20 protein-coding genes are annotated in these 26,863 nt (G+C 71.5%); 10 read left to right on the top strand and 10 right to left on the bottom strand.

Translation table 11 applies throughout. From position 1 onward, the window contains the following. Positions 1 to 77 precede the first annotated feature (77 nt). The 8 genes from CYQ11_RS22515 to CYQ11_RS22480 all read left to right on the top strand — a co-directional run bounded on the left by CYQ11_RS22515 (position 78) and on the right by CYQ11_RS22480 (position 10,238). Positions 78 to 3,728, top strand: a complete 3,651-nt coding sequence (locus CYQ11_RS22515; RefSeq protein WP_099201028.1) for a nitrate- and nitrite sensing domain-containing protein — start codon at positions 78 to 80, stop codon at positions 3,726 to 3,728. 9 nt (positions 3,729 to 3,737) lie between these two features. Next, positions 3,738 to 4,151, top strand: a complete 414-nt coding sequence (locus tag CYQ11_RS22510; protein ID WP_099201029.1) for a roadblock/LC7 domain-containing protein — start codon at positions 3,738 to 3,740, stop codon at positions 4,149 to 4,151. A gap of 104 nt (positions 4,152 to 4,255) precedes the next feature. Then, on the top strand, positions 4,256 to 4,666 hold the full coding sequence (locus tag CYQ11_RS22505; RefSeq protein WP_099201030.1) for a DUF742 domain-containing protein: 411 nt from the start codon (positions 4,256 to 4,258) through the stop codon (positions 4,664 to 4,666). After that, positions 4,647 to 5,228, top strand: coding sequence for a GTP-binding protein (locus CYQ11_RS22500; RefSeq protein WP_099201031.1), 582 nt, complete (start codon positions 4,647 to 4,649; stop codon positions 5,226 to 5,228). Before CYQ11_RS22505 ends, CYQ11_RS22500 begins: the two co-directional genes overlap by 20 nt. Positions 5,229 to 5,554: 326 nt before the next feature. Beyond that, the gene (locus CYQ11_RS22495) at positions 5,555 to 8,644 is read left to right on the top strand and encodes a sensor histidine kinase (protein WP_420894525.1); all 3,090 of its coding nucleotides are present in this window, start codon (positions 5,555 to 5,557) and stop codon (positions 8,642 to 8,644) included. A gap of 9 nt (positions 8,645 to 8,653) precedes the next feature. Further along, entirely contained in the window at positions 8,654 to 9,067 is a 414-nt protein-coding gene (locus CYQ11_RS22490; RefSeq protein WP_181143878.1) for a roadblock/LC7 domain-containing protein, read from the top strand. An 84-nt stretch (positions 9,068 to 9,151) separates the two neighbouring features. Continuing rightward, positions 9,152 to 9,676 carry a DUF742 domain-containing protein gene (locus CYQ11_RS22485; RefSeq protein ID WP_099201034.1) on the top strand — a complete coding sequence of 175 codons (525 nt, stop codon included), beginning with the start codon at positions 9,152 to 9,154 and terminating at the stop codon, positions 9,674 to 9,676. Then, a complete protein-coding gene (locus tag CYQ11_RS22480) occupies positions 9,657 to 10,238 on the top strand; it encodes a GTP-binding protein (RefSeq protein ID WP_099201035.1) in 582 nt (193 codons plus the stop codon). The genes CYQ11_RS22485 and CYQ11_RS22480 overlap by 20 nt, the downstream gene beginning before the upstream one ends. Positions 10,239 to 10,394: 156 nt before the next feature. On the opposite strand, the gene CYQ11_RS22475 is transcribed toward CYQ11_RS22480, so the two are convergent. From CYQ11_RS22475 to CYQ11_RS22460, 4 genes are all read right to left on the bottom strand, one after another. Continuing rightward, a complete protein-coding gene (locus tag CYQ11_RS22475; RefSeq protein WP_099201036.1) occupies positions 10,395 to 10,595 on the bottom strand; it encodes an acyl-CoA carboxylase subunit epsilon in 201 nt (66 codons plus the stop codon). Positions 10,596 to 10,628: 33 nt separating this feature from the next. Beyond that, the gene (locus CYQ11_RS22470; protein WP_099201037.1) at positions 10,629 to 12,212 is read right to left on the bottom strand and encodes an acyl-CoA carboxylase subunit beta; all 1,584 of its coding nucleotides are present in this window, start codon (positions 12,210 to 12,212) and stop codon (positions 10,629 to 10,631) included. A gap of 219 nt (positions 12,213 to 12,431) precedes the next feature. After that, positions 12,432 to 14,795, bottom strand: coding sequence for a polysaccharide lyase 8 family protein (locus CYQ11_RS22465; RefSeq protein ID WP_099201038.1), 2,364 nt, complete (start codon positions 14,793 to 14,795; stop codon positions 12,432 to 12,434). Positions 14,796 to 14,866: 71 nt separating this feature from the next. Beyond that, positions 14,867 to 16,375, bottom strand: coding sequence for an FAD-dependent monooxygenase (locus CYQ11_RS22460; RefSeq protein WP_099201039.1), 1,509 nt, complete (start codon positions 16,373 to 16,375; stop codon positions 14,867 to 14,869). 141 nt (positions 16,376 to 16,516) lie between these two features. Between CYQ11_RS22460 and CYQ11_RS22455 the strand changes: the two genes are divergently transcribed. Continuing rightward, positions 16,517 to 17,152: a TetR/AcrR family transcriptional regulator gene (locus tag CYQ11_RS22455; RefSeq protein WP_099201040.1), complete on the top strand. Its 636-nt coding sequence runs from the start codon at positions 16,517 to 16,519 to the stop codon at positions 17,150 to 17,152. A gap of 10 nt (positions 17,153 to 17,162) precedes the next feature. Here the strand turns inward: CYQ11_RS22455 and cimA are convergent, their stop codons facing one another. The 4 genes from cimA to CYQ11_RS22435 form a co-directional block, all read right to left on the bottom strand. Then, positions 17,163 to 18,779 (bottom strand): citramalate synthase, encoded by a 1,617-nt coding sequence (gene cimA / locus CYQ11_RS22450; protein ID WP_099201041.1) that lies wholly within the window; start codon positions 18,777 to 18,779, stop codon positions 17,163 to 17,165. A gap of 280 nt (positions 18,780 to 19,059) precedes the next feature. Next, the gene (locus CYQ11_RS22445; RefSeq protein ID WP_240003556.1) at positions 19,060 to 20,448 is read right to left on the bottom strand and encodes an MFS transporter; all 1,389 of its coding nucleotides are present in this window, start codon (positions 20,446 to 20,448) and stop codon (positions 19,060 to 19,062) included. 246 nt (positions 20,449 to 20,694) lie between these two features. Beyond that, a complete protein-coding gene (locus tag CYQ11_RS22440) occupies positions 20,695 to 21,780 on the bottom strand; it encodes a branched-chain amino acid aminotransferase (protein WP_099201641.1) in 1,086 nt (361 codons plus the stop codon). Positions 21,781 to 21,969: 189 nt separating this feature from the next. Next, complete coding sequence (locus CYQ11_RS22435; RefSeq protein WP_099201042.1) at positions 21,970 to 23,025, bottom strand: 3-isopropylmalate dehydrogenase; 1,056 nt, start codon at positions 23,023 to 23,025, stop codon at positions 21,970 to 21,972. Between the two features lie 130 nt (positions 23,026 to 23,155). On the opposite strand from CYQ11_RS22435, the gene CYQ11_RS22430 reads away from it, so the two are divergent. After that, a complete protein-coding gene (locus CYQ11_RS22430) occupies positions 23,156 to 24,766 on the top strand; it encodes a purple acid phosphatase family protein (protein WP_099201043.1) in 1,611 nt (536 codons plus the stop codon). On the opposite strand, the gene CYQ11_RS29710 is transcribed toward CYQ11_RS22430, so the two are convergent. Further along, positions 24,760 to 24,900, bottom strand: coding sequence for a hypothetical protein (locus tag CYQ11_RS29710; protein ID WP_099201044.1), 141 nt, complete (start codon positions 24,898 to 24,900; stop codon positions 24,760 to 24,762). The genes CYQ11_RS22430 and CYQ11_RS29710 overlap by 7 nt on opposite strands. 299 nt (positions 24,901 to 25,199) lie before the next feature. Beyond that, positions 25,200 to 26,831, bottom strand: a complete 1,632-nt coding sequence (pruA, locus tag CYQ11_RS22425; protein ID WP_099201045.1) for an L-glutamate gamma-semialdehyde dehydrogenase — start codon at positions 26,829 to 26,831, stop codon at positions 25,200 to 25,202. Positions 26,832 to 26,863: the final 32 nt, after the last annotated feature.

The raw sequence follows: 26,863 nt of genomic DNA, 5'->3' as shown, positions 1-26,863 counted from the left end.
CACCGCGGTCCCCCCACGACTCGACACCGTCCCACCGCTCAACCGGCGGGACGCCTGGTCCAGAGGTTGCGACGCTAGTGCAGGGACGTTTCAAGAGGGATGGCAGCGCTGCGGCGGAGCCGGAGCCGCGCGGTGCGACCGATCGCGGCACGCCCGCAGGCACGCCCGTCGAGACACCGGGCGGCGGCGACTCCGCCGCCGAGCCGACGAAGGCGAAAGGGGCCACGGGGCCGGGCTCACGAATAGCCCTGCGCAACTGGCGAATCAGTACCCGACTGGTCTCCCTGCTGGCGCTCCCGGTCGTCGCCGCGACGACCCTGGGTGGTCTGCGTATTCAGACGTCCCTCCAGAACGTCGACCAGCTCGACCACATGAAGCTCCTCACCGACATGACGAGCCGGGCGACCAAGCTCGCCGACGCTCTTCAGGAGGAGCGTGACCGGTCGGCGGGCCCGCTCGTCGCGAAGAACTCCAAGGCCGACGCGATCGTGGCGTCCCGGGAGAAGACCGACCGCGAGATCCAGGCGTTCGGCAGCACCACCGCCAAGGTGAAGCCCAACGACCCGACCATGGTCGGCGTGCGGACCACGATCGTCGAGATCACGCGTCAGCTGAAGAAGATCCAGGACGTCCGTAAGGACGCCTACACCGACGAGAGCTACATCTCTCAGACGGTCGGCAACTACGACGCGCTCATCACCTCGCTGCTGTCCCTGTCCCAGGACATGGCCCAGGCCACCAGCAACAGCGACATGATCACCGCGACCCGCGCGCTCGCGACGTTCTCCTCCGCCAAGGAGTACGCGTCGATCCAGCGAGCCGTGATCAGCGCCGCGCTCGCCAACCCCAAGGGCGCACAGCTCTCGGCCAACGACCACCAGTACGGCGCCTCCGCCCACGAGAACGAGGACGAGGCCCTCAAGCGGTTCGCCTCCATCCGTGCCGGCGACTCCGAGGAGCTGCTCAAGGGCCTCAACGGCGGCATCGCCGACATCACCGAGGCCACCACCTTCGCCGAGCGCGTCTTCGGCAACTCCGACGCCCTCAAGAGCGACCACAAGAGCTATCAGGACTGGTACGACCAGGACACGATCAAGCTCAGCGAGATGTCGAAGATCGAGCAGACGCTCGTGACGCAGATGGACCAGAAGGCCCGTGAGCTGCGTGACGACGCCCAGAACGAGGCGTACCTCAACGGTGTGCTCATCATCCTGGTCCTCGGCATCTCCCTCGTCGGCGCCTTCGTCGTGGCCCGCTCCATGGTGCGCTCGCTGCGCCGTCTGCAGGAGACCGCCCAGAAGGTCGCCGAGGAGCGCCTGCCCGAGCTCGTCAAGCAGCTGTCCGAGACCGACCCGCAGGACGTCGACACGTCCGTGGAGTCCGTCGGTGTGCACAGCCGTGACGAGATCGGCAAGGTGGCCGCGGCCTTCGACCACGTGCACCAGGAAGCGGTCCGCCTCGCCGCCGAGCAGGCCCTGCTCCGTGGCAACGTCAACGCGATGTTCACCAACCTCTCGCGCCGCAGCCAGGGCCTCATCCAGCGTCAGCTGTCCCTGATCTCCGAGCTCGAGAGCCGCGAGGCCGACCCGGACCAGCTGTCCTCGCTGTTCCGCCTCGACCACCTCGCGACCCGCATGCGCCGTAACGGCGAGAACCTCCTCGTCCTCGCGGGTGAGGAGCCCGGCCGCCGGTGGACCCGGCCCGTGCCGCTCGTCGACGTCCTGCGTGCCGCCGCGTCCGAGGTGGAGCAGTACGAGCGCATCGAGCTCAGCGGTGTGCCGCCGACCGAGGTCGCCGGCCGCGTGGTCAACGACCTCGTGCACCTCCTCGCCGAGCTGCTCGAGAACGCCACCTCGTTCTCCTCGCCGCAGACCAAGGTCAAGGTCACCGGTCACGCCCTGCCCGACGGCCGGGTGCTGGTCGAGATCCACGACACCGGCATCGGCCTCTCGCCGGAGGACCTCGCGGCGATCAACGAGCGCCTGGCCTCCCCGCCGACCGTGGACGTCTCCGTCTCGCGGCGCATGGGTCTGTTCGTGGTCGGCCGCCTGTCCCTGCGACACGGCATCCGCATCCAGCTCCGTCCGTCGGACTCCGGCGGTACGACCGCCCTCGTCATGCTGCCGGTCGACGTCGCCCAGGGCGGCAAGAAGCCGGCTCCGGGCATCCCGGGTGCCGGTGGCCCCGGCGGCGGCCCCGGCCTGCCCGCGGGCCCCGGCCAGCCGCGCCAGCAGACGCCCACGAGCGGCCCGCGCCCGGCGCCGGCCCCCGTGCCGCGCCCCGGTACGACCGACAGCGGCCTGCCCAAGCGTCAGCAGGGCCCGGCGGGCGGTCCCGCCGGCGGTGCCGCGACGGGCAGCCTCTTCGACACCGCGCCGCGCAAGGGCGCCCCGGGTGCCGGCGGCGCGCCGGCCGGCCGTGGCGCCGCGGGCCCGGCGGCCGTGCCGCCGCCCCCCGGTGCGGGCGGCCGTCCGCAGCTGCCGGCGCGCGGCGCCGGTGACGCGGGCCGGCAGGAGCCGAACTGGGCCGGCGGGCAGCCTCCGGCCGGCGGCCGCAAGCCGAAGCAGGCTCCGGTCGACGACTGGCCGCTGTCCGGCAACGGCTCCCCGCGCGGTGCGCAGGACGCCCCGCGCGGCCACGAGGGCCACGAGAACTCCGGCCGGCCGGCCGGGCCCTCGAATCCCGCCGCGCGGCCGAACCCCGAGCGCGCGCAGCTGAGCGGCGGTCCGGGCGACACGGCGCAGTTCCCGCCCATCACGGACGAGAGCGGCCCGCAGCGGCCCGCTCCGGGCCGGCCCGGCCTGCCCGGCGGCGCCCCGCAGGCCGACGGCCGCGGCGGCACCGCCGAGTTCCCGGCGATCGGCGCCGGCCCCTCGGGCGAGCGCCCGGGCGGCACGAGCGGCGAGCGACTGCCCGAGTCCACGGGCCAGTTCGGCCTGCCGGCGCCCGGAACCGGGCAGAACGGCACCACCGGCCAGTTCCCGCAGTCCGCGCCCGGCACCCAGCAGGACTCCACGACCGGCCAGTTCGGCCTGCCCGCCGGCCCGTCCGGCACCGGGCAGTTCGACCTCCCGGCCGGCCACGGCGACGCTCCGGCGAGCACGAGCGGCGAGTACGCCCGTCCGCACGGCGGCGACGCGCCGTCCGTTGGCACCGGCCAGTTCGAGCAGCCGCGGGACTTCGCGCAGCCGGAGGACGACGACCCGCTGACCAGCACGACCGGTCAGTTCAGCCGGCCCGCCGTCGGCGCCTCCTCGCCGCTGTTCGAGGAGCTGGAGTCGCGCTGGTTCCGCGGCGGCGCGGGCGAGAGCGCCGTGCCGGAGCAGCCCGCGGACTCCGCGCGCCCCGCGCCGCGCCGTGCCGCCCAGCCCGGTCCCCAGGCACCGGCCCCGCAGGCCGGCCCGCCGGCCCGCCAGGGCAGTGCGCAGGACGACTGGGCCAGCTCCCCCAACGACGAGCGCTGGCGCCGGGCCGAGCAGGTCCGCGAGCCGGCGGCGGGCGGGATCACCTCCTCGGGGCTGCCGCGGCGGGTGCCGCGCGCCAACCTCGTCGAGGGCACCGCCGAGACCCAGTCCCTTCCGACCGGTCCGCAGGTCTCGCGTGCGCCTGACGACGTACGCGGCCGGCTGACCAATCTCCGCCGGGGCATCCAGCAGGGACGTCAGGCCGGAAACGGTTCGACCACCGGCAGTCATCATGTTGGCCCCACTCACCAGCAGGAGCGTTAGTTGAGTCCGATGAGCCAGGCGGCGCAGAATCTGAACTGGTTGATCACCAACTTCGTGGACAACACCCCGGGGGTGTCGCACACGGTGGTGGTGTCCGCCGACGGACTTCTTCTGGCGATGTCCGAAGGGTTTCCGCGGGACCGTGCCGACCAGTTGGCGGCGGTGGCCTCCGGCCTGACGTCGCTGACCGCCGGTGCGTCCCGCATCTTCGAGGGGGGCACGGTCAACCAGACCGTCGTGGAGATGGAACGGGGATTCCTCTTCATCATGTCCGTCTCCGACGGCTCCTCCCTCGCCGTTCTGGCGCACCCGGAGTGCGACATCGGCCTCGTGGGCTACGAGATGGCCCTCCTGGTCGACCGCGCGGGCAACGTCCTCACGCCCGACCTCCGCGCCGAACTCCAGGGCAGCCTGCTGAACTGACCCCCTGCACCTAGCAAATACCGTCTGACCGTCCGGCCGAAAACCCCCCACCGGCCACCGCTCGACGGCATTATTGCCATCCTGCTGTCCCGTCCGGAGGATTCATGACCCCGCCCGCCTCGCCCGGCCCGTACGGTGCCTCTCACCATGCGCCGTACGGGAGTGATGAAGGTGACCAGCCGCTGGTCCGCCCCTACGCCATGACGGGCGGCCGCACCCGGCCCCGCTACCAGCTCGCCATCGAGGCGCTGGTCAGCTCCACGGCCGATCCGGCCCACCTCGGAGGACTGCTCCCCGAGCACCAGCGGATCTGCCACCTGTGCCGCGAGGTGAAGTCGGTCGCGGAGATCTCGGCGCTGCTCAGCATGCCGCTGGGCGTGGCCCGGATCCTCGTCGCCGACCTGGCGGAGGCCGGCATGGTCGCCATCCACCAGCCGGGCGGCGGCACCGAGGCCGGCGGTACGCCGGATGTGACACTGCTCGAAAGGGTGCTCAGTGGACTTCGGAAGCTCTAGCGGCGGCGTCGCCCGCTCCACCACGTCCGCGAAGATCGTGGTGGCGGGTGGCTTCGGCGTCGGCAAGACGACGTTCGTCGGCGCGGTCTCGGAGATCAGCCCGCTGCGCACCGAGGCCGTGATGACCTCGGCGTCGGCCGGTATCGACGACCTGAGCCACGTGCAGGACAAGACCACGACGACCGTGGCGATGGATTTCGGCCGTATCACCCTCGATGACGACCTGATCCTGTACCTGTTCGGCACGCCCGGACAGGACCGCTTCTGGTTCATGTGGGACGACCTGGTACGCGGCGCCATCGGCGCCGTCGTCCTCGTCGACACCCGCCGCCTCGCCGACTGCTTCCCCGCCGTCGACTACTTCGAGAACAGCGGCCTGCCCTTCGTCATCGCCCTCAACGGCTTCGACGGACACCAGCCGTACACACCGGAGGAGGTCCGCGAGGCCCTCCAGATCGGCCCCGACGCGCCGATCATCACCACCGACGCCCGCCACCGCAACGAGGCGAAGAGCGCACTCATCACGCTCGTCGAGCACGCCCTCATGGCGCGGCTGAAATAGTGTTGCCCGCCGTCCGAAAGTGACGGTATGTGAGTTGTGGGATTCACCACGGCCCGCTTCGGGCTTCATAACGTTTCGACAGAGAATTGGCCGGACGCGACCACCCCTCGCGTTCGGCCAACTTCGCTGTGCACACATCTCGTCCGCCATTTGACGCGGCTCGGCCTTAATGCCCGTTTTATGTCAGGCAAATCGCGGCCTTCACGGGCTCTGTCCGTTGTTTGGAATGCACCTGCCCGCCGTGCTGGAATTCCCGGACTGAGCAGTCACGGCTCAGCAGATAAACGGCACAGCACAGGTGCCGACGCCGAGAGGTTGTTGGTCGAGTGAGGCGAAGAAAGACGGGCGCCGCGCAGCAAACGCGGAACGCGCGGGGTAACTTCACCCCGCCGTCGCGTGAAGCGGTGCCGCCTTCCGAGATGCCCGAAAACCCCGCCACACCCCCAGGGCGCGACGGCAGCAGATTCTCGCCCCGCAACTGGCGCGTGCCGACCCGCCTGAACGTGATCCTCCTGATCCCGGTGCTGGTCGCGCTCGTCTTCGGTGGCCTCGGCGTCAAGACGTCCGTCGACACCTGGCTGGAGGCGCAGGACGCGGCCAACACGGCGCGTACCGTTCAGGCTGCGGCCACGTACGCGCACGCCGTCATCGACGAGCGCGACGTGATGGCCAAGCCGTTCCTGGAGAACCACCGCGAGGACGAGGGCGTCAAGAAGGCGCAGGACGTCACGGACGCCGCCCGCGCGGCGTTCGACAAGACCGTCAAGAACATGCCGGACACCCCGAGCCTCAAGCGCCGTCTGAACGAGGTGCGCGCGGCCGAGCCGATGCTGCCCAAGCTGCGCAAGGTCGGCTACACCTCCGAGCTCGCGGGCACGAAGACCGAGGACGGCTACGGCGCCATCCAGCGTCCCCTCATGGCCTTCACCAACGAGCTGGGCCTGGGCACCGGCAACGTCACCTCCTACGGTCGCGCGGTCTACGCCGTCTCCCTGGCGAAGGCCGCCGAGTCGCTCCAGCGCTCCATCGGCGAGCACCTGCTGGTGAAGCCGGGCAACCCCAAGGAGCGCACGGAGCTGCTGACCGCGTTCTCCTCGTACAACTTCCTCGAGTACGTCGCCCGCGGCGAGTTCGAGTCCGGTGGTACCGACGAGGACATCAAGCGGCTGAAGACCGCTCTGGCCACCGGGGCGCAGGTCGAGGAGCAGGACAAGATGGCCGCCGCCATCATGTCCGGCGCCACCGACGCGCAGCTGAGGGCCAAGGGCATCACCGACCAGACCTGGTTCGCCACCGCGACGGCGAAGTTCAACGCCTACCGCGAGGTCGAGGAGCACCTGGCCGACCACGCCGTGGACGAGGCGGAGAGCATCGCCTCGGACGCGCAGCAGACGGCCATCGTCAACTCCTCGATCATGGTGCTCGCCCTCCTGGCCGCGTTCATCGTGGCCGGCAAGATGGCGCGTTCCATGAGCCGGAACATGCGCCGGCTGCGCGCCGCCGCCTTCGAGGTGGCGGAGCAGCGGCTGCCGGCGCTGGTCGACCAGCTCTCGCGGACCAACCCCGGTCACGTCGACACCCGCACCCAGCCCATCCCGATCACCACCGGTGACGAGATCGGCGAGGTCGCCCGGGCCTTCGACCAGGTGCACCGCGAGGCGGTGCGGCTGGCCGCCGAGCAGGCGCTGCTCCGAGGGAACGTCAACGCGATCTTCACGAACCTCTCGCACCGCAACCAGGCGCTGATCGAGGGCCAGCTGAACCTCATCACCGACCTGGAGAACAACGAGGCCGACCCGGACCAGCTGGAGAACCTCTTCAAGCTGGACCACCTGGCCACCCGCATGCGCCGCAACGGCGAGAACCTCCTCATCCTCGCGGGCGAGGAGCCGGGCCGCCGCTGGGACCAGCCGATCCCGCTGGTCGACGTGCTGCGCGCCGCCTCGTCCGAGGTGGAGGCGTACGAGCGCATCGAGCTGAGCGGCATCCCGGAGGCCGAGATCCACGGCCTGGCCGTGACCGACCTCGTGCACCTGCTCGCCGAGCTGCTTGAGAACGCCACCACGTTCTCCTCCCCGCACACCAAGGTCCGCGTCAACGCGACCCGGCTGCCCGACGGCCGGGTGATGGTCGAGATCCACGACAAGGGCATCGGCCTGACCGCCGAGGACTTCGCGGACATCAACCACCGACTGGCCAACCCGCCGACCGTGGACGCCGCGATCTCCCAGCGCATGGGTCTGTTCGTGGTCGGCCGCCTGGCCCTGCGCCACGGCATCCGCGTCCAGCTGCGCCCCTCGGGCGAGCAGGCCGGCACCACCTCGCTGGTCATGCTGCCGGACGCCATCACCCACGGTGGTGGCGGCGAGGAGCTGGCCGACAGCGACTTCACGGTCTCCCGGATGATGCCGGAGCAGCAGAGCGCGCCGGCGGAGCGCATGCGCACCGCCGCGGAGCTCGGCTTCGACGACTCCCGCTACGAGGAGCGCCAGGACGCCGGGTCCGGTCTGGACCCGGTGGGCCGCTCGCTGATGCGCGAGGAGCGGCGGGCGGCGCTGGAGGCGCAGGCCGGCGAGGGCCACCCGCAGTTCCAGGACCAGCAGTTCCAGGAGCAGCAGTTCCCGGGCGACTACCCGCAGCAGGGTTACGAGCAGCCGCACGGCGTCCCCCAGGAGCACGGCGGTCGTCCGGACACCGGCCGCGCGGAACGGGGTTACCAGGACGACGGCTACGCGGAACCCGCTTACGCGGACCCGGCCACCACGTCCCAGCAGCCCTACGGCGACTTCAACACCCCCGGCTACCAAGGAGAGTGGGCCGAGTCAGGTACGTACCAGCATGAGTACGGACAGGGTTACGGAGCGGAACCGGAATCCCAGCCGTCCGCTGACACGGCCCAGCCGGAGCGCGTAGAGTTCGACCGTCCGGGCCCCGCCACGAGCGGCTCCCCCTCGCTGACCGGGTCCGGTCTGCCCCGCCGTGACAAGCGGGGGCAGGAATCCGGGACGGGCGAGGAGGCCACCAGGGGCGGCGTAGAACCGGAGCAGACCCAAGCGCAGGTCTCTCAGCAGCCTCAGGAGGGCGACGGCTCCGCATGGCAGTCGGCGAACGACGAGCGCTGGCAGCGTGCCGGGCAGCTCCGGGAGCCGAAGGCCGGCGGAGTGACCTCCTCCGGTCTGCCCCGCCGGGTACCCAAGGCCAATCTGGTCGAGGGCACGGCGGCACAGACCCCCCAGGCGGGCCCCCAGATCTCCCGCGCGCCGGAGGACGTCCGCGGCAGGTTGGCAAACCTGCGCCGCGGCATCCAGCAGGGGCGCGGGCGGGGTGGCGATTCCCCGGAGTCCTCCGCCCACGACCAGCATGAGCAACACGACCAGGGCTTCGGCCCCGGCGGCACCTACGATCAGGAGCGTTAGTTGAGCCCGATGAGCCAGGCGGCGCAAAACCTGAACTGGTTGATCACCAGTTTCGTGGACAACACCCCCGGGGTGTCCCACACCGTCGTGGTCTCCGCCGACGGACTCCTTCTGGCGATGTCCGAAGGGTTTCCGCGGGACCGCGCCGACCAGTTGGCGGCGGTGGCCTCCGGCCTGACCTCACTGACCGCCGGTGCCTCCCGCATCTTCGAGGGGGGCACGGTCAACCAGACCGTCGTGGAGATGGAACGAGGCTTCCTCTTCATCATGTCCATCTCCGACGGCTCCTCCCTCGCCGTTCTGGCGCACCCGGAGTGCGACATCGGCCTCGTGGGCTACGAGATGGCCCTCCTGGTCGACCGCGCGGGCAACGTCCTCACGCCCGACCTCCGCGCCGAACTGCAGGGGAGCCTTCTCAACTAATCAAGAGACAGTGCGTTTCGCGCCACCGCGCCATAGGGTGCGGTGGCGCGAGCAGCAGCAGACAGGCAAGTTGGAGGAGGAGACGTGGCAACGCCCCCAGGCGGTTACCCGTATGGAAATGACCAGCAGGGTCAACCCCCGTTGAACCGCTACAACTTCCCCTCCGCGCCAAGCCACCAAGCCATGCCGGAGCAGCAGCGCCCTCCGCATGTGCCGGCTCAGCCACCGCAACAACGGCGCGCGACGTCGTCCTCCTCGGGCGGCAAGCACAACCCGCTGGTCCGTCCGTATGCGATGACCGGCGGCCGGACGCGGCCGCGTTACCAGCTCGCCATCGAGGCACTGGTACACACCACGGCCCAGTCGTCCCAGCTCCACGGGCAGTTGCCGGAACACCAGCGCATCTGCCACCTGTGCCGTGAGATCAAGTCGGTCGCGGAGATCTCGGCACTCCTGTCCATTCCGCTTGGCGTAGCCCGGATCCTCGTCGCCGACCTGGCGGAGGCCGGACTTGTCGCCATTCATCAGCCCGGCGGCGACGCAGCCGCGGGCGGCCAGCCTGACGTGACACTGCTCGAAAGGGTGCTCAGTGGACTTCGGAACCTCTAGCGGCGAGGCAGCCCGCTCCACCACCTCCGCGAAGATCGTGGTGGCGGGTGGCTTCGGCGTGGGCAAGACCACGTTCGTCGGCGCGGTCTCGGAGATCAACCCGCTGCGCACCGAAGCCGTCATGACCTCCGCCTCGGCGGGCATCGACGACCTCACCCACGCGCCGGACAAGACCACGACGACCGTGGCCATGGACTTCGGCCGTATCACCTTGGACCAGGACCTGATCCTGTACCTGTTCGGCACGCCCGGACAGGACCGCTTCTGGTTCATGTGGGACGACCTGGTACGCGGCGCCATCGGCGCCGTCGTCCTCGTCGACACCCGCCGCCTCGCCGACTGCTTCCCCGCCGTCGACTACTTCGAGAACAGCGGCCTGCCCTTCGTCATCGCCCTCAACGGCTTCGACGGACACCAGCCGTACACACCGGAGGAGGTCCGCGAGGCCCTCCAGATCGGCCCCGACGCGCCGATCATCACCACCGACGCCCGCCACCGCAACGAGGCGAAGAGCGCACTCATCACGCTCGTCGAGCACGCCCTCATGGCGCGGCTGCGCTAGCTCGGATGCGAGAAGGTCCCCGCACTCCTCGGGAGTGCGGGGACCTTTTCGCGTGCGCGGGCGCGCTGCGGGCCACACCGGTGCGGTACGTGCGAAGGGCCCCGGGCTTGGTGAAGCCCGGGGCCCTTCGCACGGAGGCCAGCCTCTCCGTAGGGCTCAGCCCTGCCAGCTGTGCGGCGCCCGGAAGCCCGGGGTGCGCTCCAGACGGCGCCAGCCGACCGGGGTGCGGCGGCGGGCGGGGGCCTGGGCGGCGCGGCCGGTGCCGGCTGCGGCGCGGGCCAGGAGAACGGCGGTGACGGCGGCCAGTTCCTCGGCGTCCGCGGTGCCCTTCTCGACGCGTACGAGCGTGTCGTTCATGCGTGTCTCCGTTGCTGAAGTGCTGGACGTTTGTTACTGGGGCGGGTTGCCGTGCTTGCGGGACGGCAGGTCGGCGTGCTTGGTCGCGAGCATCGCCAGCGACCGGATCAGCACCGACCGGGTCTCGACCGGGTCGATCACGTCGTCGACCAGGCCGCGCTCGGCGGCGTAGTACGGGTGCATGAGCTCGGCCTTGTACTCCTTGACCATGCGCGCCCGCATCGCCTCCGGGTCGTCCGCCTCGGCGATCTGCTTGCGGAAGATCACGTTGGCGGCACCCTCGGCACCCATCACCGCGATCTCGTTCGTCGGCCAGGCGTACGTCAGGTCCGCGCCGATCGACTGCGAGTCCATCACGATGTACGCACCGCCGTAGGCCTTGCGCAGGATCACCGAGATCCGGGGCACGGTCGCGTTGCAGTAGGCGTACAGCAGCTTGGCACCGTGCCGGATGATCCCACCGTGCTCCTGATCCACGCCCGGCAGGAAGCCGGGTACGTCCAGAAGAGTGATGATCGGGATGTTGAAGGCATCGCACATCTGGATGAACCGTGCGGCCTTCTCGGAGGCCTCGATGTCGAGGACGCCGGCCAGCGACTGCGGCTGGTTGGCGACGATGCCCACGACCTGGCCGTCGAGCCGGGACAGGGCACAGATGATGTTGGTCGCCCAGCGCTCGTGGACCTCGAGGTACTCGCCGTCGTCGACGATCTCCTCGATGACCTTGCGCATGTCGTACGGGCGGTTGCCGTCCGCCGGCACCAGGTCCAGGAGCGCCTCGCCGGCGCGGTCGGCCGGGTCGTCGGCGGCGACGCGGGGCGGGTTCTCCCGGTTGTTCTGGGGCAGCAGGGAGAGGAGGTACCGGACCTCTTCGAGGCAGGTCTCCTCGTCGTCGTAGGCGAAGTGGGCCACGCCGGAGGTCTCGGCGTGCACGTCGGCGCCGCCGAGGCCGTTCTGGGTGATCTCCTCACCGGTCACCGCGCGGACCACGTCGGGGCCGGTGATGAACATCTGGGAGGTCTCGCGGACCATGAACACGAAGTCCGTCAGGGCCGGCGAGTAGGCCGCACCGCCGGCGCAGGGGCCGAGCATCACGCTGATCTGCGGGATGACGCCGGAGGCCTTGGTGTTGCGCTGGAAGATGCCGCCGTAGCCGGCGAGGGCGGAGACGCCCTCCTGGATGCGGGCGCCGGCGCCGTCGTTGAGGGACACCAGCGGGGCCCCGGCCGCGATGGCCTTGTCCATGATCTTGTGGATCTTGGTGGCGTGGGCCTCGCCCAGCGCGCCGCCGAAGATCCGGAAGTCGTGTGCGTAGACGAACACCGTCCGCCCGTGCACGGTTCCCCACCCGGTGATCACACCGTCGGTGTACGGACGCTTCTCCTCCAGGCCGAACCCGGACGCGCGGTGCCGCCGCAGCGGCTCCACCTCGGTGAAAGAGCCCTCGTCAAGCAGAAGATCTATGCGCTCGCGCGCGGTCAGCTTGCCCTTGGCCTTCTGGGCCTGGGTAGCCCGCTCGCTCGGACCACGCCGAACCTGCTCGCGGATGGCGTGCAGCTCGGCGACGCGCCCACGGACGTCACTCGCCTCTACGGGCGCACCTTCGAGATTGCTCATGGATAGACGGTACGTGGCGGGGGCTCCGGAACATCATGTCGGTTCCGTACAACGTCGTGCGCGATTTGGTGGGCAGGCGGGACAGAACTGCACAGCCCCCTTATCAGTTGTGTCCGTTCGAGGGGCCTTCCCACGCTGTCGGGGGTCCACAATTCTCCGCCGGTCCCTCCGTCACATGTGGGCTTGACCGGACTCCGCCATCCGGGCGACCAGCGGAGATCACCCGGTCTTCACCCGGCAGCCGTGCGTCGCGCAGGCGCTTCCCGCGGCCACGCGCAAGCGCAGCGACCGGCCCGTGCCAAGCACGTCGACGGACGGGTCGCGATCTGTGACATCGGTCACACGATGGTGCCAGGTGAGCTCCACGGTGGTGCCGGCACGCAGGGGGTCGGCGAGGTGGACGGTGGCGGTACGGCCGTCGTGGCGCACGAGCACGGAGGCGGGGGCGGTGACGGTGAGCGGCCCGGCCGTGCCCGCCGACCAGAAGTTCGCGGCGGTCAGCCCGAGGGACGGCAGGTGGACGGCCTGGCAGTGGCGGGTGTTGGCCAGGACGGTGAGCCAGTCCGCGGCGGCGGCACGGGCGGCCACGGCGCGAGGGGTGGCGCCGGGCATCAGGAGGTGGGCGTAGGCGGCGTCGTCGGGGTCCGTGCCGTGGGGGTGCCAGAGGGTGAGGTAGCGCCGGGTGAGGGGCGCCGGGGAGCCCGCGGCGTTGATGTCGCGCCAGGATCCGGTGCGCGGCTCGCGCAGCGCCTCCAGCGGGGCGCCGCCGGGGAAGACGTAGCCGCCGTGGCCGGCGAGGTGGGCCCAGTGGGCGCGGCCGAAGGACCGCGCCCAGCCGTCGTGGGCGTCCTGGGGCGCGCCGTCCACGAGGAGGCGGGGGGTGCCGGCCGCTCCGAGGTTGCGGTTGTCGACGACCGTCCAGGCCTCGGCGCCGTCGCGCGAGGTGATCCCGGCGCCGAGGCAGACCACCGCGTCGGCCGCCCAGAACCAGGACTTGCGCGCCTCCAGCGTCGAGCCGAGTCCCTTGAGGTGCTGGCCGACGGCCGCGTACTCCCCGTCGGTGACCCCGCCCACCCAGCGCACGGCGGGCTTGGGGGCGCCCCATCCGCCGCCCTCGCCGTCGGCGAGCGGGCGGGCGGAGACGGTGGTGCCGGGCAGCCGGTAGGGGTCGACGGTGGGCCAGAAGGCGTCGCCGTACTGGTCGCCGCCGAAGGTCGCGCCCCACCACAGGAGCAGGCCGGCGCCGGTGTGCCAGCCGCGGGGGTTCTCGCCGTTGCCGTTCTCGTAGTGGGCGATGCGGTCGGAGGCCATGGCGACGGTGGCCGCCCAGCCGGGGCGCCGGTGCACGGACCGGTCCATGGCGGGAAAGAGCCGGTGCCCCACGGGCTCGGGTGCGGCCGGGGCGGGCCCGGCGGCGATCGCGGCGAGCCGGGCGAGGTCGGCCACGCCGAACTGGGGGTCGGTCAGCAGCGGGTCGGTGGTGTCCCGGGCCGCCCAGCCCTTGATCATCGAGTGCCAGCGGGTCCGTTCGGCGGGGGTGGCGCCCTCGGCGAGGAGGGCGACGGCGGCGATGACCGCGTGTCCGCGCCGGTGGTCGCTCTGCGGCGGCGCCCCGGGGTCGGCACTCTGCACGCCCCGGCTGACGGCCCGCCCGGAGACGGTGTCCATCACCAGCCCGTTGTGCACGAGCGGGGCGAAGGCCCGCTCGACGCTGTCGTGCACGAGCTGCCGGTGGGGGTCGGTCACCTCCCAGTCCGATCCCCGCAGCAGGGCGAACAGCCGGCCGAGCCCGTCGAGCAGCACACAGCCGTACGTGCCGGTGTAGGCGACCCAGGTGTGCTGGATGAAGGAGCCGTCGGCGTAGAGGCCGTCGCCCCGGGTCACCTGGGGGAAGACCGGCGAGAGCGCGCCGCGGGCCAGCGCGAGCCTGTCGGGGGCGTCGCCGAGCGCGCCGCGCACGGCCACGACGCGGCACAGGTCGACGCGGTTGGCACCCGTGCTGGTGCCGGTGTAGGGGCCGAGCATGTCATCCGGCACGAAGTGGTCGACGGCGGCGAGCAGGCGGGCGCGCCGGTCCGCTCCGGCCGGCTCGTGGAGGAGGGTGAGGGTGTCGAGGAGGAGCCGGGGGCTGCCGATCTGCCACTCCCACCAGTTGCCGTACCGGGTGCCGCCCGCGTGGTAGACGCGGTCGTGGAGGTGGTCGAGACCGGCGAGGACGTCCGCGGCGAGGGCCGGGTCGCCGGTCAGGCCGGTGCCGGGCTGGGCGTGGGCCTGGGCCATGGTGAACAGGCGGGCGAAGCTCTGGGTGATGCCGGCCGGCGGGTCGAAGGGGGCGTCGGGCCAGAGCGAGCCGGGGGCGGGGCTCATCCGGGCGCGGTGGAGGCGGGCGAGCTCGCCGGTGCGGCGCAGGACGGTGGCGTAGGGCTCGGCGGCGGGGTCGAAACCGGTGCCGAGGAGGAGGTCGCGCCAGCGTCTTCGCAGGGCCGGGAACTGCTCGCCGGGGGCGGCTGCCGCCGGGGTGGCGGTGGCGCCCAGGGCGCCGGCGGCGGTGAGGAAGGTGCGGCGGGTCCAAGTGGTGGCCACGGCGGTTGTTCTCCCCCTTCCCTCCCCTCCCCGAAACCGCCGCCCGCCGCACCGCTCGTCCCGCCGTGCCGTCAGTCCCCCGAGGGGTCCGGGGCACCCAGGCGCTGGAGATAGCTGACGACGTCCGCTGCCCGGTCCGCCGGCACGCTCATCGCCACGTGGTTGTCGGGCCGTACCAGCACGAGGGCGTCGCCCTCCAGGCCGTACGCGGCGCGGGCGTGGCCCTCGTGGTCGTCGATGAGACGGGCCCGCACGCCCTCCCCGTGCGCCGCCCCCGTCCGCTCCAGCGCCTCGGCGCCGCCCGCCCCGAAGCCCAGCAGCGTGAAGTGCGGGCCGGCGAAGACCTCGAAGAGCCGCACCGGCGTGCCCGTGGCGGCGTCCCGGCAGGGCGCGTCGGGCGCCCGGCGTCCCGCCAGGGGACCGCCGTGGGAGAGCGTGCTCCACTCATAGCCGACGCCGAGCGTGGTCACGTCGTCCGTGATCACCGCCTCCGTGCCGACACCCGCCTCGCGGACGCCCTCGACCACCGCGCGCAGCCGTTCGTCGGTCAGGTCGAGCGTCCAGGCGGCGACGGGCAGCCGCTCTTCCTCGTAGGTGTCCAGGAGCCCGGGGGCGGCCATGCCCCGCACCACGAACGCCAGCTTCCAGCCGAGGTTGAAGGCGTCCTGGACGCCGGTGTTCATGCCCAGGCCGCCGGCGATCGAGTGGACGTGGGCCGCGTCCCCGGCGAGGAAGACCCGGCCGACGCGGAAGCGGTCGGCCATGCGGACGTTGACGCGGTAGGTGGAGAACCAGGTGGGGTCCGCGAGCCGTATCCCCGGTATGCGCGCGCACCGGTCGAACAGCCGCTGGAAGCTCTCCAGCGTCGGCGCGGTGGGCCGGCCGTCGGCGTCCCGCTCGGGCATGCCCTGCAACTGCCAGTGCGCGGTGCCGGGGAAGGGGCAGAGCAACAGCGCCGCGTCCTCGTCGAACCACTGGTGCCAGTAGCGGGGGTCGAGTCCGTCGGCCCTGACGTCCCCGACGACCATGCACTCCTCGGCGTCCGTCTTCCCGTCGAAGCGCAGCCCCAGTGCCTTGCGGACGGGGCTGTGGCCGCCGTCGCAGCCGGCGAGATAGGCGGCCCGGATGCTGCGCCCGTCGGCGAGGCGGGCCGTGACCCCGTCCTCGTCCTGGTCGAACCCGGCCAGCTCACAGCCGAGTTCGACGTGCACGCCGTACTCGGCGAGCTTCTCGCGCAGGATCTCCTCGGTGCGCCACTGCGGGATGAGCAGCCCGCTGGCGTAGGGGGTGTCGGGCGTGGGGACGCGGTCCGCGAAGGAGACGGAGTCGGCGACGTGCTTCCCGTCGCGGTACTTGCGCAGGGTGATGTGCTCGGTGCCGGCGGCGGCGGCCCGCTCCCCCACGCCGAGGTCGTCGAAGAGCTCACGACTGCGCTGGTTGAGCCCCTTGCCCCGCGAAGCCTGGTGGAAACGGGACGACTTGTCGATGATCCGGACGTCCACCCCGGACCGGGCGAGCGTGCAGGCGAGCGTGAGCCCCGTCGGCCCGGCGCCCACGATCAGCACAGCGGTGTCGGTCATGCCATCTCCTCCGTCAGTCACCAGTGGCGCCGACGAGCCTTCCGGCCTTCGTCGGTGCCTCCATGAAAGACCCGGCGGAGCAGAAAAGCAACCCGGTTAAAAAAGTTTCTTGGTAACGTTGTTCCGTGCTAAGGTGCTCGTGTGACCGACGAGACGGGACTGCGGGAACGCAAGAAGCAGCGCACACGCCAGGCGCTCTCCGACACCGCCATCGAGCTGTTCCTCAAGCGGGGTTTCGACAAGGTGTCGGTCGCCGACGTCGCGGCCGCGGTGGAGGTGTCCAAGCCGACGCTCTTCCGCTACTTCCCGGCCAAGGAGGACCTGGCCCTGCACCGGATCGCCGACCACCAGGGGGAGGCGGCCCGCGTCGTGCGCGACCGGACGCCGGCCCACTCCCCCCTGGCCGCCCTCCGCGCGCACTTCCACGAGCGCCTGGATGCCCACGACCCGGTCACGGGCCTCAACGGCAACGCCACGGTCCGGGCCTTCAACGACATGCTCTACACGACGCCCAGCCTGCTGGCCCGCCTGGTCCGCTACGCCGACCGCGACGAGGAGTTGCTGGCCGGGGCCCTGCTGGAGACGGGCGGGGGCGACGGGCTGACGGCGGGGCTGGCGGCCGCGCAGATCATCACGGTCCACCAGCGCCTCGCCCAGGAGAACTGGCGCAAGCTGGCCTCGGGCAGGACCGTCACCGAGGCCCTGCCCGAGGCCCATGCCGACGCCGACCTCGCCTACGACCTGCTCGGCGCGGGCCTCGGTCCCCGGTTCGGCTGACCCGGCCGGATCACTCCCGCGGTTCGACGCCCGCGCGCCGCAGCCCATAGGCGTAGGCGTCGTCCAGCGCCTGCCAGGACGCCGCGATGACGTTCTCCCCGACGCCGACGGTCGACCACTCGCCGTGCTCGTCGCTCGTCGAGACCAGGACCCGGGTGATCGACCCGGTGCCCAGGCTGCCCTCCAGGATCCGGACTTTGTAGTCCGTCAGCTCCAGCGAGGCCAGCTGGGGGTAGATGCGCTCCAGCGCCCCGCGCAGCGCGCGGTCGAGCGCGTTGACCGGACCGTTGCCCTCCGCGGTGGCGACGATGCGCTCCCCCTTGGCCCACAGCTTCACGGTCGCCTCGTTGGCGTGCGTACCGTCCGGGCGGTCCTCGGCGATGGCCCGCCAGGACTCCACCCGGTAGAAGCGCCGCGCGCGCCCCTCGACCTCGGCGCGCAGCAGGAGTTCGAAGGAGGCGTCGGCGGCCTCGTAGGTGTAACCCGCGAGCTCCCGCTCCTTGACCCGCTCCACGACCCGGCCGATCAGCGCCCGGTCCCCGCCGAGGTCGACGCCGAGTTCCTTGCCCTTCAGCTCGATGGAGGCCCGGCCGGCCATGTCGGAGACCAGCATCCGCATGGTGTTGCCGACCCGCTCGGGGTCGATGTGCTGGTAGAGGTCCGGGTCGACCTTGATCGCCGAGGCGTGCAGGCCGGCCTTGTGGGCGAAGGCCGACACCCCCACGTACGGCTGGTGCGTGGAGGGCGTGAGGTTGACGACCTCGGCGATGGCGTGGGAGATGCGGGTCATCTCGGCCAGCTTGCCGGGCGGCAGCACCCGGCGGTCGTACTTGATCTCCAGGGCCGCCACGACCGGGAAGAGGTTGGAGTTGCCCACGCGCTCGCCGTAACCGTTCGCCGTGCACTGCACGTGCGTGGCGCCCGCGTCCACGGCGGCCAGCGTGTTGGCCACCGCGCAGCCGGTGTCGTCCTGGGCGTGGATGCCCAGGCGGGCGCCCGTGTCGGCGAGCACCGTGCGGACGACCGCCTCGACCTGTGCGGGGAGCATGCCGCCGTTGGTGTCGCAGAGGACGACGACGTCGGCGCCGGCCTCGTGCGCGGTGCGCACGACCTGCGTGGCGTAGGCGGGGTTGGCGCGGTAGCCGTCGAAGAAGTGCTCGCAGTCGACGAAGACGCGGCGGCCGTGCGCGCGCAGATGGCGCACGGTGTCGCGCACCATGGCCAGGTTCTCCTCAAGCGTGGTGCGCAGGGCGAGTTCGACGTGGCGGTCGTGGGATTTGGCGACGATCGTGACGACGGGGGCCTGGGAGTCGAGCAGGGCGGCGACCTGCCCGTCGTCCTCCGCCCGTACGCCGGCCCTGCGGGTGGCGCCGAAGGCGACGAGCTGGGCGTGCCGGAAGGAGATCTCCTTCCGGGCGCGCTCGAAGAACTCGGTGTCCCGGGGGTTGGCCCCCGGCCAGCCGCCCTCGATGAAGCCGACGCCGAAGTCGTCCAGGTGCCGGGCGATGGTCAGCTTGTCGGCGACGCTGAGGTTGATGCCCTCGCGCTGCGCGCCGTCGCGCAGGGTGGTGTCGAAGACATGGAAGCTGTCGTCGGGAGCGTCGGGTGCGTCCGTCACTGCTGACATTGCTGATCTGACTCCTGTCGGGTCTCGGTCTGACCGGAATGACCGGTTCCACCGTCCCCCTATGATCCCTCGCCCGGCGTCCCCGGCGTCGTGGGCCGGAAAACGCAAAGACCCCTCGCGGGTGCGAGAGGTCTGCGCGCGGGTCTGAGACGACGGTGGCCGCGTCGTACGGGTGGTACGAGGCGGTCACTGCGGACCGGCGCGCCTGCTGCGAATCATCATCGCGAGCGAGAGCATGCGGGCATCCTGGCACGGATCGGCCCCGCGATGACGGAGGGTCTCAGGATGTGGGCACTCCGTCCTGTGACTGGGACGTCTTTCCGGGCGCCGCACGGCCGTCCCGCGCGGACCCGGCCGGGTCCGCCCCGGCCGCCCCGGCTGCGCCCGCCGTCCCCGCCGCCGCGCCCACCGTCGTCAGGTCGGTGTCCCGCGTCTCCCGCATCGTCAGGTAGACGATCAGCGACACGGCCGCACAGCCCGCCACGTACCAGGAGAAGCCCGCCTCCAGGCCGCCCTTCTTGAACCACAGGGCCACGTACTCCGCCGTCCCGCCGAAGAGCGCGTTGGCGATCGCGTACGGCAGGGCCACGCCCAGGGACCGCACGCCGGTCGGGAACAGCTCCGCCTTCACACAGGCGTTGATCGACGTGTAGCCGGTGACCACGACCAGCGCCAGCAGGGACAGCCCGAGAGCCGGCCAGAAGGAGCCCGCGTGCTTCAGCATCGCCATGATCGGCACGGTCAGGAAGGTGGAGCCGACCGCGAAGGTGATCAGCAGGGGACGCCGGCCGATCCGGTCCGACAGGGCGCCGGCCAACGGCTGCAGGCACGCGAAGACCAGCAGCGCGCAGAAGCTGACCAGGGTGGCCGTCTGCTTGGGAAGACCCGCGCTGTTGGAGAGGTACTTCGTCAGATAAGTGGTGTAGGTGTAGTACGCCACCGTCCCGCCCATGGTCAGCGCCATGACCAGCAGCGCCTCACGCTTGTGCTGCAACAGGGCCTTGAGCGTGCCCCGGTCCTCCCGCGCCGCTCCGTCCGACTCCTCGTAGACGTCCGTCTCCAGCATGTTGCGCCGCAGGTAGAAGATGACGGCCGCGCCGAGCGCGCCCACGGCGAACGGGACGCGCCAGCCCCAGCTGTGCAGCTCGGCGCTCGACAGGGTGTGCTGAAGGAGGATCAGCAGCCCCAGCCCGAGCAGTTGGCCCGCCGTCATGGAGACGTACTGGAAGCTGGAGGCGAAGCCCCGGCGGCCGGGCGCGGAGGCCTCCGTGAGGTAGGTGGCGCTGGCCGCGTACTCGCCGCCGACCGACAGCCCCTGGAGCAGCCGCGCGACGAGCAGCACCGCGGCACCCCCGTAACCGGCCACCGCGTAGGTGGGGGCGACGGCGATGAGCACGGCGGACGCGGACATCAGCGTGACGGTCAGGGTGAGGGCCGCCTTGCGGCCGCGCCGGTCGCCGACGCGGCCGAGCAGCCAGCCGCCGACGGGCCGCATGAAGAAGCCGACGGCGAAGATGCCGGCCGTGTTCATGAGCTTGGCCGTGTCGTTGCCCGCGGGGAAGAAGGCCCCCGCGAAGTAGGTGGCGAAGCTGGCGTAGACGAACCAGTCGAACCACTCGACCATGTTGCCGGCCGACCCGACCCAGATCTTCTTCCAGTGCTGTCCCATGGCCGATCACGGTGGCGGAACAGCACGGTTTCGGACAAGGGTCCGGGCGGCAACGATCACGCGTACTTACGTGCGTTGCGTTCACGGCACGACGCAACGCACCCCACGCACGACGCATGAGCACGACGCACGCGAGCGCACGCGCGTGCACGACGCACGCGAGCGCGCCCACGGGCCGACGGCCGACGGCCGACCGCGCGTGTCCACGGGCGGTCCGCCACCGGCCGGCGGCGCGCCGCCGCCGGATCAGCCGAGGCGGTGCATCCAGCCGTGCGTGTCCTCGGCGGCACCGGTCTGGATGTCCAGGAGCGCCTTGCGGAGCTTCATGGTCACCTCGCCGGGCTGGCCGTCGCCGACGGTCCAGTCACCGGTGGTGGACTTGACCGAGCCGACCGGGGTGATGACGGCGGCGGTGCCGCAGGCGAAGACCTCGGTCAGCGAGCCGTCGGCGTTGCCGTCCTTCCAGTCGTCGACGGAGATGCGGCTCTCGGAGACCTCGTAGCCGAGGTCGGCGGCGATCTGGAGCAGCGAGGCGCGGGTGATGCCGGGCAGCAGCGTGCCGGTCAGGCGCGGGGTGACGATGCGGTTGCCGTACACGAAGTACAGGTTCATGCCGCCCATCTCCTCGATCCAGCGGCGCTCCACCGCGTCGAGCCAGACGACCTGGTCGCAGCCGTGCTCGGCGGCCTGGGCCTGGGCGACCAGCGAGGCGGCGTAGTTGCCCGCGCACTTGGCGGCGCCGGTGCCGCCGGGGGCGGCGCGCACGTACTCCTGCGACAGCCACACCGACACCGGCTTCACGCCACCGGGGAAGTAGGCGCCGGCGGGCGAGGCGATGACGACGAAGAGGTACTCGTTGGACGGGCGCACCCCGAGGCCGACCTCGGTGGCGAACATGAACGGGCGCAGGTAGAGCGACTGCTCGCCGGAACCGGGCACCCACGCCTTGTCCTGCTTGACCAGGGCGTCGCAGGCCTCGACGAACGTCTCGACCGGCAGCTCGGGCATGGCCAGGCGGCGGGCCGAGTCCTGGAAGCGCCTGGCGTTCTCGTCGGGCCGGAAGGTCGCGACGGAGCCGTCGGGCTGCCGGTAGGCCTTGAGGCCCTCGAAGATGGCCTGGGCGTAGTGGAGGGTCATGTTCGCCGGGTCGATCGACAGCGGCGCGTACGGAACGAGCTGGGCGTCGTGCCAGCCGCGGCCCTCGGTCCACCGGATGGTCACCATGTGGTCGGTGAAGTGGCGGCCGAATCCGGGGCTGGCCAGGATCTGCTCGCGCTCCGCGTCGGAGAGCGGGTGCGAGGTGGGCTTGAGCTCGATCGTGGGCGTCGTCATGTGCGTGTCCTTCACCTTGGTCTGTGGCGGACCGCGCTCACTGTCGTCCTGACGGATCGAGGACGTCCGAGCTTCGCCTCATATCGCGGCCCCACGTTCGATTATCGCTCGGGGGGCTCGTGACGGAAAACGTGCGCGCGGCCGGGAATCGATGGTGGCATCCGACCGCGCGCGGAGCACAGCGTCGGACTACGGGGTTACGGAGGCCGCCCGTACCCGGGACGCGAGCGCGTCGCCGATCTCGTCCGTCGTGCGGGCCGAGCCGTCGCGGCCCGTCACGTCCTCCGTGACCGCCGTCTCGATGCGCGTCGCCTCCGCCTCGTAGCCGAGGTGTCGCAGCAGGAGGGCGACCGAGAGGACCGTGGCCGTGGGGTCGGCCTTGCCGGTGCCGGCGATGTCGGGCGCGGAGCCGTGGACCGGCTCGAACATCGACGGGAAGGCACCGGTGGGGTTGATGTTGCCCGAGGCGGCGAGGCCGATGCCGCCGGAGATGGCGGCGGCGAGGTCGGTGAGGATGTCGCCGAAGAGGTTGTCGGTGACGATCACGTCGAAGCGCTCGGGCTGGGTGACGAAGAAGATCGTCGCGGCGTCGACGTGCAGGTAGTCGGTGGTGACCTCGGGATACTCCCGGCCCACCCGGTCGAAGATGTTCTTCCAGAGGTGACCGGCGTGGACGAGGACGTTGTTCTTGTGGACCAGGGTCAGCTTCCTGCGCGGGCGCGCCTGGGCGCGCTCGTAGGCGTCGCGGACCACGCGCTCCACGCCGTAGGCCGTGTTGAGGCTGACCTCGGTGGCCACCTCGGCGGGGGTGCCGGTGCGCAGCGAGCCGCCGTTGCCGACGTACGGGCCCTCGGTGCCCTCACGGACCACGACGAAGTCGATCTCGGGGCGGCCGGCGAGCGGGGTGGCCGTACGGGGGAGGAGTTTGGAGGGCCGCAGGTTGACGTAGTGGTCGAAGGCGAACCGCAGTTTGAGCAGCAGCCCGCGCTCCAGGACGCCGGACGGCACGGACGGGTCGCCGATGGCGCCGAGGAGGATGGCGTCGTGGTCCTTCAGCGACTCCAGTTCGGCGTCCGGCAGGGTGTCGCCGGTGGCGTGCCAGCGGCGGGCCCCGAGGTCGTACTCACGGGTCTCCACCTTCACGTCCGAAGGGAGCGCCGCGTCAAGGACCTTGAGGCCCTGGGCCACGACTTCGGGGCCGATTCCGTCCCCGGGGATCACTGCGAGGCGAATGCTGCGAGACATACCGGGACCGTACTCCCCCGTCCCGCTGTATGACACGCGTCGTCCACTATTCGGACAGGATGCCTGCCGGACAGGCCACGTTCATACGAAATACGTGACGCCGTCGCCGATTCCTGGCACGTTCCCGGGCATGGACACACCACGGGTAGGAATTCCCGAGCGCCTCGCCGCGCGCATGACGATGCCCGAGCAGCACGAGTACCTGCGCACCCGCCTCACCCGGCGCGGCATGCTGCGCGCGGGCGCGGCCACCGCCGGCGCCGTGGCGGGCACGGGCCTGCTGGGGGCGGGCCCCGCGCGGGCCCGGACGGCGGCGCCCACCCTGCTGACCTCCCCCGCCACCGGCCGCGTCGACGGCTCGCTCGTCGCCCCCTTCGGCCGGCACCTGGCCTTCGGCGCCGATCCGCGGACGCAGATGAGGATCTCGTGGCAGGTGCCGTTCGCCGTCAAGCGCCCCTACGTGCGCGTGGGCCCGCGCCCCTGGGACCTCAGCCAGCGGATCCCCGCCGAGGCCCGCGACCTGCACACCCCGGCCCTGCCCAAGAAGCTCCCGGCGGTGGACCAGCTGTACCTGCACGCCGCCCTCGACGGCCTCCGCCCCGGGCAGACCTACTACTACGGCGTCGGCCACGACGGCTTCGACCCCGCCGACCCCCGGCACCTGGGCACGCTCGGCACGTTCAGCACGGCCCCGGACCGGGCGGAGAAGTTCGTCTTCACGGCCTTCGGCGACCAGGGCGTCAGCTACCACGCGCTCGCCAACGACCAGCTGATCCTGGGGCAGAACCCGGCCTTCCACCTCCACGCGGGCGACATCTGCTACGCCGACGACAGCGGCGCCGGCAAGCCCACGGACGTCTACGACGCCCGCACCTGGGACCAGTTCCTGGCCCAGACCGAGTCGGTCGCCAAGTCCGTGCCCTGGATGGTGACGACCGGCAACCACGACATGGAGGCCTGGTACTCACCCAACGGCTACGGCGGCCAGAGCGCCCGCTGGGCCCTGCCGGACAACGGCTTCGACCCCCGCCACTCCCCCGGGGTCTACTCCTTCACCTACGGCAACGTGGCCGTCGTGGCACTGGACGCCAACGACGTCTCCTACGAGATCACCGTCAACACGGGCTACAGCCGGGGCCGGCAGACCGCCTGGCTCGACCGGCGGCTGCGGGCGCTGCGCGCCCAGCGCGGCATCGACTTCATCGTGGTCTTCTTCCACCACTGCGCCTACTCCACGACGAAGGGGCACGCCTCGGACGGCGGCGTGCGCGACGCCTGGGTGCCCCTGTTCGAGAAACACCAGGTGGACCTGGTCGTCAACGGCCACAACCACGTCTACGAGCGCACGGACGCCGTCCGGCGGGGCCGGGTCGGCCGGCGGGTGCCCGTCGGCGGGAGCACCGACCCCACCCGGGACGGCATCGTCTACGTCACCGCGGGCGGTGCGGGCAAGTCGCTGTACGACTTCCCCGCACCGGACAGCTACGAGGGCCACGAGCGCGACGTGGACGCCATCAGCAGCTACCACTGGGCGAAGGGCCGTGAGAAGAGCCCGGAGGAGGTGGAGTGGTCGCGGGTGCGCTACACGGGCTACTCGTTCCTCGCGGTCGAGGCGGAGCCCGGCCCCCGCCCCCGGCTGCGGGTGTCGGCCCTGGCCGAGAGCGGGGCGCGGATCGACTGCTTCGACATCACCCGGCCGGGCGGGAGCGGCCCCCAGAACGGCTCCGGCGCCGGTCAGTGACCGGTCACGCCGCCGTTGTCGCGACGGTCGAGCGCGCGCTGGAGCGCGGCGGCGGCGTTGGCCCGGTCGGCCTGTCGGTCGACGCCGTTGCGGGCGGCGCGGCGGGTCCTGCGGACAGCGGCGGTTTCGGCCATGAGTCACGTCTCCTGAAACTGGATCCCGCGGCGGGAGCGGGAAGGACGGGAGGTGAGAAGGATCGAAAGCCGGGAGAAGGGGCGGGGGCGGGGTGCCGCAGGGATCACCTGCGCCGGGGCACCGGGCCACGACCGCCGTCGCTCGATGGAGCGGGACGTTCGGCTTCCTCCACGCTAGGCCAGGCCGGGCGTGCTGTCTCCACTATTACTCGGACTTCCTACTATCTGAGACGACGACACCGCCCCCGCACGGCCGGAAGGGCCGTACGGGGGCGGTGTCACCTGCGGGAGGGCCGGGATCAGCCCATGTGCGGGTAGGTGTAGTCGGTCGGCGGGACCAGGGTCTCCTTGATCGACCGGGTCGAGACCCAGCGCTGGAGGTTGGAGGCCGCACCGGCCTTGTCGTTGGTGCCGGAGGCGCGGCCGCCGCCGAAGGGCTGCTGGCCGACGACGGCGCCGGTCGACTTGTCGTTGATGTAGAAGTTGCCCGCGGCGAAGCGGAGCTTCTCCATCGCGTCGGCGGCCGCGTAGCGGTCGGCGGCGATGACCGAGCCGGTCAGGGCGTACGCCGAGACGGACTCCATCTGGGCCAGCATCGCGTCGAAGTCGGCGTCCTCGTAGACGTGGACGGCGAGGATCGGGCCGAAGTACTCGGTCGTGAAGACCTCGTTCTCCGGGTCCGTGCACTCGATGACGGTCGGGCGGACGAAGTAGCCGACCGAGTCGTCGTAGGTGCCGCCGGCGACGATCGTGCAGGACGGGTCGGCCTTGGCCCGGTCGATCGCGGCCTTGTTCTTGGCGAAGGACCGCTCGTCGATGACGGCGCCGATGAAGTTCGACAGGTCGGTGACGTCACCCATGGTGATGCCGTCGACCTCGGCGGCGAACTCCTCCCTGAAGCCGTCCTCCCAGATGGAGCGGGGGACGTAGGCGCGGGAGGAGGCCGAGCACTTCTGGCCCTGGAACTCGAAGGAGCCGCGGGTCAGCGCGGTCTTCAGCACGGCGCGGTCGGCGCTCGGGTGGGCGACGACGAAGTCCTTGCCGCCGGTCTCGCCGACCAGGCGCGGGTAGGACTTGTACTTCTCGATGTTGGTGCCGACCGTCTTCCACAGGTACTGGAAGGTCTTGGTCGAGCCGGTGAAGTGGATGCCGGCCAGCTCGGGGTGGTTCAGGGCCACCTCGGAGACGGCGATGCCGTCACCGGTCACCAGGTTGATGACGCCCTTGGGCAGGCCCGCCTCCTCCAGCAGCTGCATCAGCAGCACCGCGGAGTGCGTCTGGGTCGGGGACGGCTTCCAGACGACCACGTTGCCCATCAGGGCGGGGGCGGTCGGCAGGTTGCCCGCGATGGCGGTGAAGTTGAAGGGCGTGATCGCGTAGACGAAGCCCTCCAGCGGCCGGTGGTCGCTGCGGTTCCACACGCCCGCGGAGTTGGCGACCGGCTGCTCGGCGAGGATCTGGCGCGCGAAGTGCACGTTGAAGCGCCAGAAGTCGACGAGCTCGCAGGGGGTGTCGATCTCGGCCTGCTGGGCGGTCTTGGACTGGCCGAGCATGGTGGAGGCGGCCAGGGTCTCGCGCCAGGGGCCGGCCAGCAGCTCGGCGGCGCGCAGGATGATCGCGGCGCGGTCGTCGAACGACATCGCGCGCCACGCCGGGGCGGCGGCCAGGGCCGCGTCGATCGCGTCCTGGGCGTCCTGCGTGGTGGCGTGGTGGAACGTGCCGAGGACGGCGGCGTGGTTGTGCGGCTGGACGACCTTGAAGGGCTCGCCGCCACCCATGCGCTTCTCGCCGCCGATGGTCATCGGCAGGTCGATCGGGTTGGCCGCCAGCTCCTTGAGCTTGGCCTCAAGACGGGCGCGCTCGGGCGAGCCGGGGGCGTAGCTGTGCACCGGCTCGTTGACCGGCGCGGGGACCTGGGTCACAGCGTCCATGGGTTCCGTGTCTCCTTCGGGGCTCGGGGGGA

The sequence above is a fragment of the Streptomyces cinnamoneus genome (assembly GCF_002939475.1).
GTDB classification, from domain to species: Bacteria; Actinomycetota; Actinomycetes; order Streptomycetales; family Streptomycetaceae; genus Streptomyces; species Streptomyces cinnamoneus_A.
The sequence above is the reverse complement of the archived record's forward strand: the minus strand, read 5'-3'. Positions and strand labels throughout refer to the sequence as shown.

Excerpts from the sequence above, each read along its gene's own strand:
- CYQ11_RS22505 (WP_099201030.1), top strand. The coding sequence starts at position 4,256 with ATGACCCCGCCCGCCTCGCCCGGCCCGTACGGTGCCTCTCACCATGCG.
- CYQ11_RS22445 (WP_240003556.1), bottom strand. The coding sequence starts at position 20,448 with ATGGGACAGCACTGGAAGAAGATCTGGGTCGGGTCGGCCGGCAACATG.
- CYQ11_RS22470 (WP_099201037.1), bottom strand. The coding sequence starts at position 12,212 with ATGAGCAATCTCGAAGGTGCGCCCGTAGAGGCGAGTGACGTCCGTGGG.
- CYQ11_RS22460 (WP_099201039.1), bottom strand. The coding sequence starts at position 16,375 with ATGACCGACACCGCTGTGCTGATCGTGGGCGCCGGGCCGACGGGGCTC.
- CYQ11_RS22430 (WP_099201043.1), top strand. The coding sequence starts at position 23,156 with ATGGACACACCACGGGTAGGAATTCCCGAGCGCCTCGCCGCGCGCATG.
- CYQ11_RS22475 (WP_099201036.1), bottom strand. The coding sequence starts at position 10,595 with ATGAACGACACGCTCGTACGCGTCGAGAAGGGCACCGCGGACGCCGAG.
- CYQ11_RS22510 (WP_099201029.1), top strand. The coding sequence starts at position 3,738 with ATGAGCCAGGCGGCGCAGAATCTGAACTGGTTGATCACCAACTTCGTG.
- cimA (WP_099201041.1), bottom strand. The coding sequence starts at position 18,779 with ATGTCAGCAGTGACGGACGCACCCGACGCTCCCGACGACAGCTTCCAT.
- CYQ11_RS22435 (WP_099201042.1), bottom strand. The coding sequence starts at position 23,025 with ATGTCTCGCAGCATTCGCCTCGCAGTGATCCCCGGGGACGGAATCGGC.
- pruA (WP_099201045.1), bottom strand. The coding sequence starts at position 26,831 with ATGGACGCTGTGACCCAGGTCCCCGCGCCGGTCAACGAGCCGGTGCAC.
- CYQ11_RS22490 (WP_181143878.1), top strand. The coding sequence starts at position 8,654 with ATGAGCCAGGCGGCGCAAAACCTGAACTGGTTGATCACCAGTTTCGTG.
- CYQ11_RS22440 (WP_099201641.1), bottom strand. The coding sequence starts at position 21,780 with ATGACGACGCCCACGATCGAGCTCAAGCCCACCTCGCACCCGCTCTCC.
- CYQ11_RS29710 (WP_099201044.1), bottom strand. The coding sequence starts at position 24,900 with ATGGCCGAAACCGCCGCTGTCCGCAGGACCCGCCGCGCCGCCCGCAAC.